The 15,042-nt window shown below is 62.3% G+C and carries 11 protein-coding genes and 1 tRNA gene; 4 read left to right on the forward strand and 8 right to left on the reverse strand.

What is annotated here, in order from left to right:
• Window positions 1-91 precede the first annotated feature (91 nt).
• The 6 genes from ACXAF5_RS16175 to ACXAF5_RS16200 all read right to left on the reverse strand — a co-directional run bounded on the left by ACXAF5_RS16175 (window position 92) and on the right by ACXAF5_RS16200 (window position 7,714).
• A complete protein-coding gene (locus ACXAF5_RS16175; protein WP_474947382.1) occupies window positions 92-799 on the reverse strand; it encodes a trypsin-like serine peptidase in 708 nt (235 codons plus the stop codon).
• A gap of 457 nt (window positions 800-1,256) precedes the next feature.
• The gene (locus ACXAF5_RS16180; protein WP_239323194.1) at window positions 1,257-2,348 is read right to left on the reverse strand and encodes an ABC transporter ATP-binding protein; all 1,092 of its coding nucleotides are present in this window, start codon (window positions 2,346-2,348) and stop codon (window positions 1,257-1,259) included.
• A gap of 22 nt (window positions 2,349-2,370) precedes the next feature.
• Window positions 2,371-4,029 (reverse strand): beta-galactosidase BglA, encoded by a 1,659-nt coding sequence (bglA, locus tag ACXAF5_RS16185; RefSeq protein WP_474947383.1) that lies wholly within the window; start codon window positions 4,027-4,029, stop codon window positions 2,371-2,373.
• Window positions 4,030-4,081: 52 nt separating this feature from the next.
• Entirely contained in the window at window positions 4,082-5,230 is a 1,149-nt protein-coding gene (locus ACXAF5_RS16190; RefSeq protein ID WP_239323196.1) for a carbohydrate ABC transporter permease, read from the reverse strand.
• A 14-nt stretch (window positions 5,231-5,244) separates the two neighbouring features.
• Complete coding sequence (locus tag ACXAF5_RS16195) at window positions 5,245-6,252, reverse strand: carbohydrate ABC transporter permease (RefSeq protein ID WP_474947384.1); 1,008 nt, start codon at window positions 6,250-6,252, stop codon at window positions 5,245-5,247.
• A gap of 112 nt (window positions 6,253-6,364) precedes the next feature.
• Entirely contained in the window at window positions 6,365-7,714 is a 1,350-nt protein-coding gene (locus tag ACXAF5_RS16200) for an ABC transporter substrate-binding protein (protein WP_474947385.1), read from the reverse strand.
• Between the two features lie 267 nt (window positions 7,715-7,981).
• Between ACXAF5_RS16200 and ACXAF5_RS16205 the strand changes: the two genes are divergently transcribed.
• The 3 genes from ACXAF5_RS16205 to ACXAF5_RS16215 all read left to right on the forward strand — a co-directional run bounded on the left by ACXAF5_RS16205 (window position 7,982) and on the right by ACXAF5_RS16215 (window position 10,794).
• On the forward strand, window positions 7,982-9,013 hold the full coding sequence (locus tag ACXAF5_RS16205; RefSeq protein ID WP_474947386.1) for a substrate-binding domain-containing protein: 1,032 nt from the start codon (window positions 7,982-7,984) through the stop codon (window positions 9,011-9,013).
• 4 nt (window positions 9,014-9,017) lie between these two features.
• Window positions 9,018-10,358, forward strand: a complete 1,341-nt coding sequence (locus ACXAF5_RS16210; protein ID WP_474947387.1) for a GH1 family beta-glucosidase — start codon at window positions 9,018-9,020, stop codon at window positions 10,356-10,358.
• A gap of 360 nt (window positions 10,359-10,718) precedes the next feature.
• Window positions 10,719-10,794, forward strand: a tRNA-Thr gene (locus ACXAF5_RS16215).
• 252 nt (window positions 10,795-11,046) lie between these two features.
• On the opposite strand, the gene ileS is transcribed toward ACXAF5_RS16215, so the two are convergent.
• Window positions 11,047-13,971, reverse strand: coding sequence for an isoleucine--tRNA ligase (ileS, locus tag ACXAF5_RS16220; protein ID WP_474947846.1), 2,925 nt, complete (start codon window positions 13,969-13,971; stop codon window positions 11,047-11,049).
• A gap of 292 nt (window positions 13,972-14,263) precedes the next feature.
• Between ileS and ACXAF5_RS16225 the strand changes: the two genes are divergently transcribed.
• Window positions 14,264-14,677, forward strand: a complete 414-nt coding sequence (locus tag ACXAF5_RS16225) for a group III truncated hemoglobin (RefSeq protein WP_474947388.1) — start codon at window positions 14,264-14,266, stop codon at window positions 14,675-14,677.
• Between the two features lie 146 nt (window positions 14,678-14,823).
• Here ACXAF5_RS16225 and ACXAF5_RS16230 read toward each other — a convergent pair whose 3' ends face one another.
• Window positions 14,824-15,015, reverse strand: coding sequence for a hypothetical protein (locus ACXAF5_RS16230; protein ID WP_474947389.1), 192 nt, complete (start codon window positions 15,013-15,015; stop codon window positions 14,824-14,826).
• Window positions 15,016-15,042: the final 27 nt, after the last annotated feature.

Here is a 15,042-nt window from a genome sequence, read left to right on the forward strand (position 1 = left end):
TTGCACTGTCGCGAGGGGGACAGCCGTTCTGGCCTGTCACACCTGGCATCGTTGTCTTGAAGCTGGCCCCACCGCCAGCCTGGCTGCGTCGTCAGATCGCGCTTTGCATCATCATTCGCAGCGTACTGTCGAGAGCGGTGCCGATCGACACCCGGCGATGGCCCATCGCGGCCTTTGACGAAATCACCGAGACGATCTTGGGCGCCTGCCCCGGAGTGACGTCCAGCACCGGTGCACCGGAGGCTCCGAAATCGACACGGCAGGACATCACCAGCGTGCGGGTACGGCGGGACAGCACATGGCACCCCTGCTGACGGCTGGCCCGCGTTGCATTGTGATAGCTGTAGGACAGCACATCCACACTCGCCCCCCGGTCGGCGCGGGCCGACATCGTAAACGGACGGATCTCGGTCCGGCTGATCGGCGTCGACAGGCGCAGCACCGCGATGTCATGTCCCAGTTGCGCGTCGCCGCCTGCGCGGAACTGATAGGACGGGTGTATCACGGCCTTGCTGACCATACGCGCCGCCTTGAACCGGCGCCCGTCGAGCCCCGCCTCAAAGCGGATCCCGCGCGGGTTCACCCGCCGCCCGGTCTGCGCATCATAGACGCAATGCGCCGCGGTCAGAACGAGGTTGGACGCAATCAGCGTTCCCGTGCACATGTATTTTCCGGCTATATTGAGCCGCCCGACAGCTTCCCACCCCGGCAAGCTGCTGGCCCTGCGATCCTTGGCCATGGCAGACTCGGACATGCCGAAAGACAGGCATGCCGCGATGATCGCTAGCATCAGTCTCATGGTTCCACTCCATTTTCCCACGTTCACACCCTCGTTCAGGCGTGCGGCTGGAATATGGCTGGCCCCTGTTGGCCTTGGACCAATTCATGGATTGATTGTGACAGTGTTAACAAACCTTAACCCCCCCAGGTCAGATCAGGGTCAGGATCGCAGAAAACCCATGCACTATGGGCACAAAAGTTAACAATAAAGACAAATTGACCCTAAAGTCATGGAATTTAAAACAAATTGTAGCGAATGCAGGGCCAATTTCCCCGGATTGTTCCCGTTTCGGTGGATAATACCACCGCAAAATCAGCGATGTGACGCACCAAATCTGTCACAATTGCCACATTCGAACAGGTTTCAGATCCCTTAACTGAGGCAGCAATCGTTAAAGTTTTAGGAGTCGGTGCAAAAACGCGCGCCCCGAACGGGACGCGCGCAGCTGTGGACGACAGAATGGCGGCTTGCAGGATCAGCGGTACAGAAGCGACCGCCCGTTGTGGAACAGATGTACCTTGTCCGGTCTGGCAAAGAGACGCACGCGCTGCCCTCGCAGCCCGCCGTGGATGCCCGGAAGCTTGGCAATCAGCGGCTCCCGGCCCGGGGCTGCGGTGAAATACAGCACCGTGACCTCTCCCAGCGCCTCGACGATATTGACGGTGGTGTCGATCACCGCACCGCCCTCGCCCTCTTCGAACAGGTCCTCGGGGCGCACACCCACATTCACCTGCAACCCCATATCGCTGTCGCGTGTCGGCACGGTGGAGGTGATCTCCTCGCCGTGTTCCAGCCGCAGCCGCGTCTGTTCGCCCGTTGCGATCACCTCGCCCGGGATCAGGTTCATCGCCGGAGAGCCGATGAACTGCGCCACAAACTCGTTTTCGGGGCGCTCATAGAGCTCCAGCGGCGTGCCCACTTGGGCGATGCCCTTGTTGGCCAGCACCACGATGCGGCTGGCCAGGGTCATTGCTTCCACCTGATCGTGGGTCACGTAGATCATGGTGCTGTCGGGCATCGACTCTTTCAGCTGCGCGATCTCGATCCGTGTTGCCACCCGCAGGGCCGCATCGAGGTTCGAGAGCGGCTCGTCAAAGAGATAAACCTTGGGGTCGCGCACGATGGAGCGGCCGATCGCCACCCGCTGCCGCTGCCCGCCCGACAGCGCCTTGGGCAAGCGGTCGAGGTAATCCTCCAGCTGCAGGATCTTGGCCGCGCGCTCGATGGCGGCGTCGATCTCCTCTTTGCTTTTGCCCGCAATCTTGAGCGCAAAGGCCATGTTGTCGCGCACCGTCATATGCGGGTAGAGCGCGTAGGACTGGAACACCATGGCGATGCCACGCTGCGCCGGAGGGATGTCGTTCATCACCGCGCCGTCGATCTCCAGCGTGCCGCCGGTGATCCGCTCCAGCCCCGCGATCATCCGCAACAGCGTGGACTTGCCGCAGCCCGACGGCCCCACAAAGACGATCAACTCGCCCTGCTGGATATCGAGGTTGATGTCGTTCAGGACATTGACCGCGCCGGCATAGGTCTTTTCCACTCCGGTCAGTTTCAGGTTCGCCATGGTGTCCTCCTCCCAGAGTGTTTTATACGCGCCGTGCGAGGCAAGGTTGCCACGGAGCCAGTGTCAGTGTGCCCACCGTCGCCGCCACGTCCGCAGTGCCCAGATCCGCACCCAGCTGCTCCCACGCGCCCGCGGGCAGAGTGATTTCCGCCGGTGTGTCACCGAGGTTGAAGGCGCAGAAGATCTCCTCGCCCTCTGCCGAGCGGGTGAACTGCACCACATTGCCCGTGGCCTGCACCCGGTCATGACTGCCCCGCGACAGGGCGGCATGGGCGCGGCGCAGGGCAATGGCGCGGCGATAGTGGTGCAGCAGCGCGTCCGGGTCCGCTTCCTGCATGCTTACTGCGCGGTTTGCATGCTCCAGGCTCACCGGCAACCAGGGGCGTGCCTCGGAGAAGCCGCCATAGGTGTTGCCCTGATCCCAGACCATGGGCGTGCGGCAGCCGTCGCGGCCCTTGAATTCGGGCCAGAACTCGATGCCATAGGGGTCTTGCAGATCCTCGAACGCGATGTCGGCCTCGGGCAGGCCCAATTCCTCGCCCTGATAGATGCAGACCGACCCGCGCAGGCACATCATCATGGTGGTATAAAGCCGCAGCGCCGCGTCCGACAGGTTCCAGCGGCTGACATGGCGGACAACGTCGTGGTTGGAAAACGCCCAGCAAGCCCAGCCATCGGCGGCCACCTCATCGACGGTGTCGAACACCTCTGCCACCCGCGCTGCGTTCAGCGGATCCTTGGCGAGAAATTCGAACGCGTAGCACATATGCACGCCGGTATTGCCGGCGGTGTACTGCCCGAGGATCTCCAGCCCGCGCTGCGCATCGCCCACCTCGCCCACCGCGGTCTTTGCCGGGTATTCATCCAGCAGTGCCCGGAACCGGGCCAGGAATTCAAGGTTCTCCGGCTGGTTCTTGGAATAGAGGTGCTCCTGGTGGTTATAGGGGTTCACCGACGGCGCGATATTGGCATTGCGCTGGTCCTTGGGCAGCGCCGGGTTGGAGCGCAGCTCCTTGTCGTGGATATAGAAGTTGATAGTGTCCAGACGGAAGCCATCGACGCCGCGGTCGAGCCAGAACCGGGTGGCGTCCAGCAAGGCATCCTGCACCGCGTCGCAGTGGAAGTTCAAATCCGGCTGTGAGACGAGGAAGTTGTGCAGGTAGTATTGTTCGCGCCGCGCGTCCCAGTGCCAGGCGGGGCCGCCAAAGATCGACAGCCAGTTGTTCGGCGGCGTGCCATCGGGCTGCGGGTCGGCCCAGACGTACCAGTCGGCCTTGGGGTTGTCGCGGCTCTGGCGGCTCTCGGCGAACCACGGGTGCTGGTCGGAGGTATGCGACAGCACCAGATCGATCATCACCCGCAGGCCAAGGTCATGCGCCTTGGCCACCAGCGCGTCAAAATCGGCCAATGTGCCGAACATCGGATCGACGTCACAATAATCGCTGACGTCGTAGCCGTAGTCCTTCATCGGCGAGGTGAAGAAGGGCGAAATCCAGATTGCATCCACCCCGAGCGAGGCGATGTGCTCCAGCCGCGAGGTGATGCCCGGCAGATCGCCGATGCCGTCGCCGTTGCTGTCCTGATAGCTGCGCGGATAGATCTGGTAGATCACCGCCCCGCGCCACCAGTCAGGATCGTTGGCCAGAACGGAGGCGGGGTTGATGGAGGTCTGAGCGTTCATGTCGTGAAGTCCGTCATCGGAGGTTGAAAGTTGAACACGGTGCATGGGTCGGTCACTTGACCGAACCGGCCAGAAGCCCACGCACCAGGTATTTCTGCATGGCAAAGAACACCGCCAGCGGCACCGCGATGGAGACAAAGGCGGAGGTCGCGAGGATCTCCCAATTGCCGCCGCGGGTGCCCAGAAGCTCGACGATCTGCTTGGTCATCACCGTGGTCTCGCCCGTGGCGTCGATCAGGAACACCATGGCCACCAGAAGATCGTTCCAGGTCCACAGGAACTGGAAAATCGCAAAGGAGGCCAGCGCCGGGAACGACAGCGGCAGGATGATGCGTGTGAAGATCTGGAAATCGGTTGCGCCATCGACGCGGGCGTTCTCGATGATGTCGCGCGGGATGCCCACCATGTAGTTCCGGAGCAGATAGATCGCCAGCGGCAGGCCAAACCCGGTATGCGCCATCCAGACGCCGAGGTAGCCCTTGCCGATGCCGATCTCGTTGTGGAACTTCAGCAGCGGGATCAGCGCCAGCTGCAACGGCACCACCAGCAGGCCCACGATGGCGGCGATTAGCAGGGCACGGCCCGGGAACTCCATCCACGCCAGCGCATAAGCGGCAAAGGCGGCCACCAGGATCGGAATGATCGTCGCCGGGATGGTCACCGTCAGCGTGTTGAAAAACGCCCGCGCCATATTGTCGGTCGACCCACCCGAGATCAGGATGGTCTCATAGTTCTGCAGCGTGAATTCCGGCGGCACCACAGCGGTGACAAAGACCCGGGGCCCCCGGCGTCCGCCCATTTCCTCTTCGGCCTGAAGGCGATAGCTGCCGTCGGCCTGCACCGTCAGTTGACCGCCTCGGCGCAGCTCGGCGGTGTCACCCGGCCCATAGGCAGAGATGTCGCGCGCGTTGGTGCCCCAGGCGGAGATTTCCGCCTCGCTGTCATCTTCGAACAGGTTGCCCTCGATCACCCAGACATCACCGTCCTGCACCTGGGTATCGGGCGCGGCCGTGCGCAGGGTGAGGTTCTGCTCGGTCGGGAACAGTGCCTTCCACCAGCCCGAGGTGGCAATCTGGTCGCCGGTCCGGAAGGACGACACCAAAAGCCCCACGGTCGGGAACAGCCACAGCCCCACCAGCACGATGACCGAGATACGAAGCGCCCAGATCAGCCCGGGCTTCTGTCCTGCAATGGCATTCATGGCAAAGCCCTCCCTCAGCGCATTTCACGGCGTGCGTTGTAGACGTTCCAGACCAGGATCGGCGTCACCAGCAGCATGATGATCATCGCCGAGGCCGAGCCGACGCCCCAGTCATTGGCGCGGAACAGCTTGTCGTACATGTAGTTGGCCAGAACCTGCGTTTCCCACTGGCCGTTGGTCAGCGCAAACACGATGTCGAAGATCTTCAGCACCACGATGGTAATGGTGGTCCAGACCACCACGATCGTGCCCATGATCTGCGGCACCTTGATCTTGAAGAAGATCTGGAACGGACCGGCGCCATCGACGATGGCCGCCTCGATGGTTTCCTCGGGGATGCCGCGCAGGGCAGCCGACAGGATCACCATGGCAAAGCCGGTCTGAATCCAAACCAGCACCATCATCAGGAAAAAGTTGTTCCAGAACGGAATGGTCAGCCATTGCTGCGGCTCGACACCGCCAAGCCAGATGTAGATCGCATTCAGGATGCCGATCTGTTCGGTGCCCGGCGGGCGGGCGTCATAGACCAGTTTCCAGATCACCGCCGCGCCGACAAAGGAGATCGCCATCGGCATGAAGATCAGCGATTTTGCGATATTGCCCCAGGCCAGCCGGTCGGTGAGCTGCGCGGCCAGCAGGCCAAACGCGGTCGAGGCCGCAGGCACCACCAGAAGCCAGAGGAAATTGTTGCGCAGCGCCTCCCAGAATTTATCCTCGCCCAGCATCTGGCTGTAGTTGGCAAGGCCGACAAACTCCGACCCGCCGCCGGGCTGGCGTTCGGTCAGCGACAGGCGCAGGGTCTCCACCACCGGATAGGCCAGATACAGCCCCAGCGCCAGCAGGGCCGGAAACAGGAACAGCCACGGTCGCACCATATTGGCGCGTCGGATATTGCGGGCAATCTCCTTGCCCCGCGCCGGAAAGATCAGCGTGTCGAGGACAAGGTTCGAGAGGTAGAAATAGCCGACACAGCCCCCGACGCCAAAGGCGATGGTCAGCAGCCCTTGAATGGCTGGATGCATGACTGGCTCCTGAAGAAGAATTGGGGCCGACAAGGCAGATCGCGAGTTGGCGCGGCCTCACCGGCAAGGGAAGCGGGGCCGCCCCAGAGCGACCCCGCGACAGGACGTGCGGTTACTTCAGCGCGTCCCAGGAGGATTGGATGTCGGTGGCCACTTCTGCCGCAGGCTTGCCACCCGCGTAGTCCACCATACCGGTCCAGAAGCTGCCGGCACCGACGCCGCCCGGCATCAGGTCCGACGCATCAAAGCGGAAGGTGTCGGCGGACAGAAGGATCTCACCCATCTTCTTCAGCGTGTCGGTGGCGTAAAGCTCGGTATTGACGCCCTTGTGCGGTGTCAGGAAGCCCTGCTGCGCCATCCAGACCTCATGCGCGATCGGGGATTTCAGGAATTCCACCAGCGCCCGTGCGCCATCGCTGTCATTGGTGATCGACCAGATGGTGCCGGCCCCCAGAACCGGGTTGCCCAGTTCCTTGCCCTCATAGGCGGGGAAGTAGAAGAAATCCGCGTCCAGACCCATTTCGGTGCCTTCGGGGAAGAAGGCCGGAATGAAGGATGCCTGACGGTGCATCATGCACTGCGGCGGGCTGGCGAACAGGCCCTTGGGGCTGTCGCGGAAGTCGGTGGAGGCCACGGCCCCTGCCCCGCCGGAGACATAGTCGTCGTTACGGGCGAAATAGCCGAACTCCTCGATCGCCTCGACGACGCGCGGATCGTCGAACGGGATCTCGTTGCTGACCCACTGGTCATAGACCGCCGGGTCCTGCGTGCGCAGCATCATGTCCTCGACCCAGTCGGTGGCCGGCCACCCGGTCGCACCGCCGGAGCCCAGCCCGATGCACCACGGGGTGTTGCCATCCTCGACCATCTGATCTGTGAGGGTCTTCAGCTCCTCCATCGAGGTCGGGATCTCATAGCCGAAATCCTCGAAATTTTCCGGGTTGAACCAGACAAGGGATTTCACATCGACCTTGTAGAACAGGCCAAACAGGCCGTCATCGCCCTGCGGCCCCGAGAATGTTCCCAGATCCACCCAGGACTGACCCGCGGCGTAATTGTCCTTGACCCAGTTTGCGGTGTCGTCGCCCAGCGGTGCGATGAACCCGCGCGCGGCCATGTCGGACACGAGGCCGGGCTGCGGGAAGACCGCCACATTGGGCGCGGAGCCGGCTTCGGCATCGACGACGATCTGCTGTTCAAAGCTGTCGGAGCCTGCATAGCGGACGTCGGCCCCCGTTGCCGCTGCGAAATAGGCCAGTACGTTCTCGACCAGTTCCTGGTCCGGACCAAGCCAGGGACCAAAAACCGTCACCTGCTCGCCGCCGAGGTCCATCTTTTCCAGTTCGGCGTAGCTGTCCCAGTTGAAGTCGCCTTCTCCGACCGGAAAAATCAGCTCCTGCGCGCCAGCGGTACCGGCCACCAGTGCCATCACGCCCGCGGCCGTCATCAAACTCCGTTTCATCGTATCTCCTCCCGATGTTTTCTTGCGCCATCATCCCGTGTTGGTTGTTCTTCTGAGGCTAGTATTTTGAGCACTCGAACCAAACAACCAAAGCGCTTTGACTGTCATTAAACTTCTAGATTCGGAGACAACTGTCAATGACTCGATGTTAGCGCCCAAACATATATGCTTGAAATCAGCTCTTCCCCTTTGTCATAATCACAGGCAGACAGGGGTGCCTGAAACCGATTGCAGCCCAACTTTAAAGCGCTTTGGAGAACCGTAAGCATGAACCTCAAACAGCTGTCAGCGCATCTGGGACTGTCCCAGACAACCGTGAGCCGCGCGCTGAACGGCTACCCAGAGGTCAGCGAGGCCACCCGCAAACGGGTCATGGCCGCCGCACAACAGCACAATTATCGCCCCAACACCCGTGCCAAGGCGCTGGCGACCGGACGCGCCATGGCGATCGGTCATGTGATCCCGATGTCGACCCAGCACGAGATGATGAACCCGATCTTTGGCGACTTCATCGCCGGCGCCGGAGAGCGCTACAGCAAGGCCGGCTATGACATGGTGCTGTCGCTGGTGGCGGATGAGGATCAGTCGCGCGCCTATCACGAGATGGTGGCCAAGCGGAATGTCGACGGCATCGTGCTGCACGCCCCGAAAATGCGGGACGCGCGGATCACCATGTTGCAGGACATCGGCCTGCCCTTTGCCGTGCATGGGCGCGCCACCGACATCACCGCCCCCTACAGCTGGCTCGATGTGAACAACACCAGCGCGTTTCGCCGCGCCACCGATTTCCTGCTCGACCTCGGCCACCGCCGCATCTGCCTGGTCAACGGCCAGGAAAGCATGGATTTCGCCTTTCGCCGGCGCCGGGGCTACGAAGCCGCGTTGCAGGCGCGAGACATCGGGATCGACCCGGACCTGCTGTTTGCCGGTGAGATGACCGAGGTCTATGGCTATGACACAGTGCGGCGGACGCAGCAGCTGGACCAGCCGCCCACCGCCTATCTGGTGTCCTCGATCATCGCCGCCTTTGGGGTGCGCCGCGCCATCGAGGAGGCAGGCATGGTGATGGGCCGCGAAATCTCCGTCATCACCCATGACGATGATCTGTCCTATTTGCGCAATGGCGCCGATGTGCCGGTCTTTACCGCCACCCGCTCCTCGGTGCGGGATGCCGGGCGACGCCTGGCCACGCTCCTCATCACCCAGATCGAGACCCCCGGGGCCCCGCCCCTCACCGAATTGCTCGAAGCAGAGCTGACCGTCGGTCGCTCCACCGGACCGGCGCCCAACAGGATGTAGACATATGACAGACTTCAGTTTCACACGTCAGGATTTCCCCGTCGGATTCCTGTTTGGCAGCGCGACCTCCTCCTACCAGATCGAAGGGCACGGCTTCGGCGGCGCCGGCCCCACCCATTGGGACAGCTTCGCTGCCACCCCCGGCAATGTGGTCCGCAATGAAAACGGCGATACCGCCTGCGATCACTATCACCGCTATGCCGAGGATCTGGACCTTGCCGCCGCGGCCGGGCTGGACTGCTATCGCTTTTCCACCAGCTGGGCACGGGTCCTGCCCGAGGGCACCGGCACCCCCAACCCCGAAGGCCTTGATTTCTATGACCGGCTGACCGACGCGATGCTGGAGCGGGGCCTCAAGCCCTGCGCGACGCTCTACCACTGGGAACTGCCGCAACCGCTGGCCGACCGTGGCGGCTGGCGCAATCGCGACATCGGCAACTGGTTTGCAGACTTCACCGAGGTCATCATGTCCCGCATCGGCGACCGGATGTATTCGGTGGCCCCGATCAACGAACCCTGGTGCGTCGGCTGGCTGTCGCATTTCCTTGGCCACCATGCGCCGGGCCTGCGCGACATTCGCGCCACCGCCCGCGCCATGCATCACGTCCTGCTGGCGCATGGCCGCGCCATCGAGGTGATGCGCGGGCTCGGCATGGGCAATCTCGGCGCGGTGTTCAACTTCGAATGGGCCGAGCCAGTCGACCAGAGCCCCGCGGCACTGGCGGCGGCAGAGACCTATGACGCGATCTACAACCGCTTCTTCCTCGGCGGCGTCTTCAAGGGGGCCTACCCCGAGGCGGCGCTGAAAGGGCTGGAACCACATCTGCCCGCAGGCTGGCAGGATGATTTCGCTACCATCTCGCAGCCGGTGGACTGGTGTGGCCTCAATTACTACACCCGCAAGGTCATCGGTCCCGAGGCCGGCGCCTGGCCCCACTACGCGGAGCTGGACGGCCCCCTGCCCAAGACCCAGATGGGCTGGGAAATCTACCCTGACGGCCTCTACCAGTTCCTGACCCGCACAGCCGCAGAATATACCGGCGACCTGCCCCTGATCGTGACAGAGAACGGCATGGCCAACGCCGATTTGGTGTCCGACGGAACGGTCTCGGACCCGGAGCGCATCGCCTATGTCGACGCCCACCTGGAGCGCGTCCAGCGCGCCATCGCCGCCGGCGTCCCGGTGCAGGGGTATTTCCTGTGGTCCCTGCTCGACAACTACGAATGGGCGCTCGGGTATGAAAAGCGGTTTGGCATGGTGCATGTGGACTTTGACACCCTGAAACGCACCCCCAAGGCGTCGTATCATGCGCTGCAGAAAGCCCTGACAGGCGGCGCACGATAGGCACCACGCCCCGCAGATGCCTGACCCACGCGGAGTTGCTCGGAGGGTCAGGCAAGCCAATCCCGGTGCCGCCGGGCCACGACTGACCAAATCCGAATTACGCGTCCTGCCCACATCACGCCCGTTTGGCGCAGCTGTCGAACGCAAGGCTCATGTCCGGTCTGCGAGGCTGCAAACGCACAAAAAGGGCTTGCCTCCGCAACACCTGTCGCGTATCCGCTCCTGCATCCGAAGTCGGCGAAATAAGCACTTGCAGGCGCGAGCGCTTCTGAGTAAATGACGGCACCGGATGGAGTTGAGGATTCAATCGAGGGTTCGGCGTGCCCCGCGCGGCAGAGGCCCTTCTCGAAGACCACTCCCGCCCCTATAGCTCAGCTGGTAGAGCAACTGATTTGTAATCAGTAGGTCCGCGGTTCGAGTCCGTGTGGGGGCACCATTTTCTTTCCCAAGCCGCAGATCCCGTTCACGAAACAGGGCCGACAGGTCAGCGCCCGAGGGCGGCTCCTGGACCTTTGGCCCGCCCTATTCGCGATGAACCAATCAACGCGCGCGGGTCGCCGTGCTGACCGCGTGAGCCGCCAGAGCCGCCCGCTGACGCCGCGAAGCTCTTTCTGCACCAACACTCGACAAAAAAACGCCCGGAGATGTCTCTCCGGGCGTTCTTTTAATCGTTCAAGCTGCGTCGCCCTCAGGATCCGAGCGCAGCGCTGCAGCGCCCACAGGTTCCGGTGTGCGCATGGAGGCCAACATCCGGCAGGATTTTCCAGCACCGCTGGCATTTCTGCCCATCGGCCTTTTCAAACACGACGGAGACGCCATCGACCTCCGGCAGGCGATAGCCTTCGGCCGGGCTTGGATCATTGGTCAGCTGCACATCAGAGGTGATGCAGACATCCGCGAAATTCACCGACTTCAGGGCGTTCAGAACGTCCACGTCGCGCACATGCACCACCGGCGCCGCCTCCAGCGAGGCGCCGATCACCTTGTCGGTGCGCTGCACTTCCAGGGCTGCGGTCACCACACGACGCGCCTGACGGATCTTGGCCCATTTGGCCGCCAGCGGCTCATTGATCCAGTCGCGTGGCGTCTCGGGGATATCGACCAGATGCACCGAGCTGTCATCGCCGGGGAAACGCTCCAGCCAGACCTCTTCCATGGTGAAGACGAGGATCGGCGCAAGCCAGGTGGTCAGACGATGGAACAGGATGTCCAGCACCGTGCGCGCGGCGCGGGCGTTCAGCGTGTCGCCATCGCAATAGAGCGCATCCTTGCGGATGTCGAAGTAGAAGGCCGACAGGTCCAATGTCGCAAAGGTAAAGACCGCTTGCCAGACACCATTGAAATCAAACGCCTTATAGCGTTCGCGGACCTGGTGATCCAATTCCGCCAGGCGGTGCAGCACCCATTGCTCCAGTTCGGGCATATCCGCCGGGTCAACCCGCTGATCCTCGCTGAAATCGCCCAGGCTGCCGAGCATAAAGCGCATGGTGTTGCGCAGGCGGCGATAGCTGTCGGCAACCCCCTTGAGGATCTCCGGCCCGATCCGCTGGTCGGCGGTATAGTCGGTCTGCGCCACCCAGAGCCGCAGGATATCGGCGCCATACTGCTTGATGATATCCTCGGGCGGGATGATGTTGCCCAGCGATTTCGACTGTTTGAAGCCCTTTTCATCCAGCGTCATGCCATGGGTCACAACGTTGCGATAGGGCGCTCGGCCTTTGGTGCCACAGGCCTGCAGCATCGAGGAATGGAACCATCCCCGGTGCTGGTCAGTGCCTTCCATATAAACATCCGCGATCCCGTCCTCGGCACCGTCGTCGCGGTCGCGCAGGACAAAGGCGTGCGTCGAACCGGAATCGAACCACACGTCCAGCACGTCAACGACCTGATCATAGGCGTCCGGGTCGGCAATGCCTTCGAGCATCTGCGCCTTGAAACCGTCGCTGTACCAGATGTCGGCGCCATGCTCCTCAAATGCGGCCACGATGCGCGCATTCAGGGTTTCGTCCCGCAGCAGATAGTCCGAATCCGTCGGCAGTGCGCCCTTCTTGGTGAAACAGGTGAGCGGCACGCCCCAGGCACGCTGGCGCGAGAGCACCCAGTCGGGGCGGTTCTCGATCATCGAATGGAGCCGGTTGCGGCCCGATTGCGGGGTCCATTTCACCAGCTCGTCGATGGACCGCAGGGCGCGTTCGCGGATGGTCTCGCCGTATTGATCCTGCCCGTCGTTCAGCTTGCGGTCCACGCCCACGAACCACTGCGGCGTGTTGCGGTAGATGATCGGCGCCTTGGAGCGCCAGGAATGCGGGTAGCTGTGCTTGATCTTGCCGCGCGCCATCAGGCCGCCAACCTCGACCAGCTTGTCGATGATCGCCTTGTTGGCGTCGCCTTCGCCCCCCTTGCGATTGAGGATATATTTGCCGCCAAAGAACGGCAGATCCGCGCGGAAGCCGCCATCATCCATCACGTTGTAGGTGATGACCTGCTCCAGCATACCAAGATCACGGTAGAGTTCGAATTCCTCCATGCCGTGGCTCGGCGCGCAATGCACAAAGCCGGTGCCTTCGGTGTCGGTCACAAACTCGGCGGCGCGGAAGTCGCGGATGTCGTCCCATTCACCGTTGGCACCTTCAGCCCCGGCGAGTGGGTGGGCGAGGCCAATGCCCGCAAGATCGTCGGCAGAGACGTCGGCCACGCGGGTATATTGATCCTCAGACAAGCGGGCGCGTTTGAACACATCTGCCGCGAGGTTGTCGGCGAGCAAGTATTTGTCGCCTACGTTGACCCAGCATTCGTCCGGCGTACCGGTCACCTCATAAAGGCCATAGGCAATGTCGGCGCCGTAAACGACGGCCTTGTTCGACGGCATGGTCCAGGGCGTGGTGGTCCAGATCACCACATGCGCGCCTGCCAGCTTGTGATCCGCAGGTTCGGCCACCTTGAACTTCACCCAGATGGTGAAGCTTTCCTTGTCGTGATACTCGACCTCGGCCTCGGCCAGCGCGGTTTTCTCGATCGGCGACCACATCACGGGCTTGGAGCCCTGATAGAGCGTGCCGTTCATCAGGAACTTCATGAACTCCTCGGCGATCACCGCCTCGGCATGATAATCCATGGTGATATAGGGGTTCGGCCAATTGCCGGTGATGCCCAGACGCTTGAACTCGGCCCGCTGGACGTCGATCCAGCCCTCGGCGAACTTGCGGCACTCCTGACGGAACTCGATGACCGGCACCGCATCCTTGTTCTTGCCCTTCTTGCGGTACTGCTCTTCGATCTTCCATTCGATCGGCAGGCCGTGGCAGTCCCAGCCCGGGATATAGCGGCTGTCAAAGCCCATCATCTGATGCGAGCGGACGATGATATCCTTGATGGTCTTGTTCAGCGCGTGGCCAATGTGCAGGTGACCGTTTGCGTAGGGGGGGCCATCGTGCAGAACAAAGGGCGTGCGGCCTTCCTTCTCTCGCAGGCGGTCATAGACGCCGATCTTTTCCCAGCGCTCCAGCCATGCGGGCTCGCGCTTGGGCAGGCCAGCGCGCATGGGGAAATCGGTTTTGGGAAGGTTCAGCGTGTCTTTGTAGTCGGGCGTGACTTCGGTCTTGTCGGCGCACATATCGGTGGCGTCCTTTTGCATCAACGGGTCGGTTTGGGGATATTCGGTTCGGTGCGATCACTCAAGCACCTTTGCCCGGCGTCTCGTATACTCAGAGCGCCGGGTTCATAATTCGAATAATGATGGCCACACGTCGTGTTGCAGTCGGTGTCATGAGAGCGCTTATAGGGGCTTGTGGCGCAAGGGTAAAGTCTATCCACCACACAAGACGGATGCGACGCCATGCGCCCCTTTCTGCGGGGCGGCTTCGGGCTTAGGTTGGGCGTCGCAGACCAAGTGGAGCAGAGACACCATGCAAGACGCACATCCGTTGGCCCGTTTCGACATCACCCCGGACGACATCCGGCGCGTTGTGCGTGTCTTTTACAGCGCGGTGCGGCGTCACCCGGTGCTGGGTCCGGTGTTCGCCGCTCATGTCACCAACTGGCCGGAGCATGAGACCAAGATCGCCAACTTCTGGCGCAACGCGATCCTGCGCGAACGGGTCTATGACGGCTTCCCCATGCGTGAGCACCTGGCCCGCCCGGATGTGAAGCCGGAGCATTTCCCGATCTGGCTTGGGCTGTTTCACGAGGTGCTGCACCACGAACTCAGTGCCGAACAGGCGGTGCAATGGGGGCATCTGGCAGATCGCATCGGCGAAGGGTTTCGCACCGGAATCGAATCCATGCGTCAGCCAAAGGATGAACCACCCCGGCTGATCTGAAGCGCACGGGACGCGTGGCGTTCCTGACATGACAACACCGCCGGAGGGATCCCTCTGGCGGCGTGATGTCGCGCGCTGGCTGGCAGGCGTCGCACCTGCTGTCTGGCGAGGCTGGCGGGCACTCACATCCCCGGGGCGTACTGCACTCAGGCGGCGTCCCGTTCAAAATGACCGCACCAATCATCCTGTTTCACGACCGGCCAATAGCCGCGCTCGGCCGCCTCAGGCTGGAACACGGGCGGATTGAAACGGCACAGGCCGGCATCTTTCAGGGTCTGATCATTGTTGGCTTTGTGGTCTTCGAAAAACGCACAGATGCTGCATGCGGAATGGCTCATGAAAGTCTCCTTGCGTGAAGATCCCGA

The organism is Epibacterium sp. ABV4_022, from assembly GCF_056159345.1.

Bases quoted from the DNA above. Each gene is read 5' to 3' on its own strand.
- ACXAF5_RS16190 (WP_239323196.1), bottom strand. From the start codon at position 5,230: ATGAATGCCATTGCAGGACAGAAGCCCGGGCTGATCTGGGCGCTTCGT.
- ACXAF5_RS16225 (WP_474947388.1), top strand. From the start codon at position 14,264: ATGCAAGACGCACATCCGTTGGCCCGTTTCGACATCACCCCGGACGAC.
- bglA (WP_474947383.1), bottom strand. From the start codon at position 4,029: ATGAACGCTCAGACCTCCATCAACCCCGCCTCCGTTCTGGCCAACGAT.
- ACXAF5_RS16180 (WP_239323194.1), bottom strand. From the start codon at position 2,348: ATGGCGAACCTGAAACTGACCGGAGTGGAAAAGACCTATGCCGGCGCG.
- ileS (WP_474947846.1), bottom strand. From the start codon at position 13,971: ATGTGCGCCGACAAGACCGAAGTCACGCCCGACTACAAAGACACGCTG.
- ACXAF5_RS16230 (WP_474947389.1), bottom strand. From the start codon at position 15,015: ATGAGCCATTCCGCATGCAGCATCTGTGCGTTTTTCGAAGACCACAAA.
- ACXAF5_RS16210 (WP_474947387.1), top strand. From the start codon at position 9,018: ATGACAGACTTCAGTTTCACACGTCAGGATTTCCCCGTCGGATTCCTG.
- ACXAF5_RS16200 (WP_474947385.1), bottom strand. From the start codon at position 7,714: ATGAAACGGAGTTTGATGACGGCCGCGGGCGTGATGGCACTGGTGGCC.
- ACXAF5_RS16205 (WP_474947386.1), top strand. From the start codon at position 7,982: ATGAACCTCAAACAGCTGTCAGCGCATCTGGGACTGTCCCAGACAACC.
- ACXAF5_RS16195 (WP_474947384.1), bottom strand. From the start codon at position 6,252: ATGCATCCAGCCATTCAAGGGCTGCTGACCATCGCCTTTGGCGTCGGG.
- ACXAF5_RS16175 (WP_474947382.1), bottom strand. From the start codon at position 799: ATGAGACTGATGCTAGCGATCATCGCGGCATGCCTGTCTTTCGGCATG.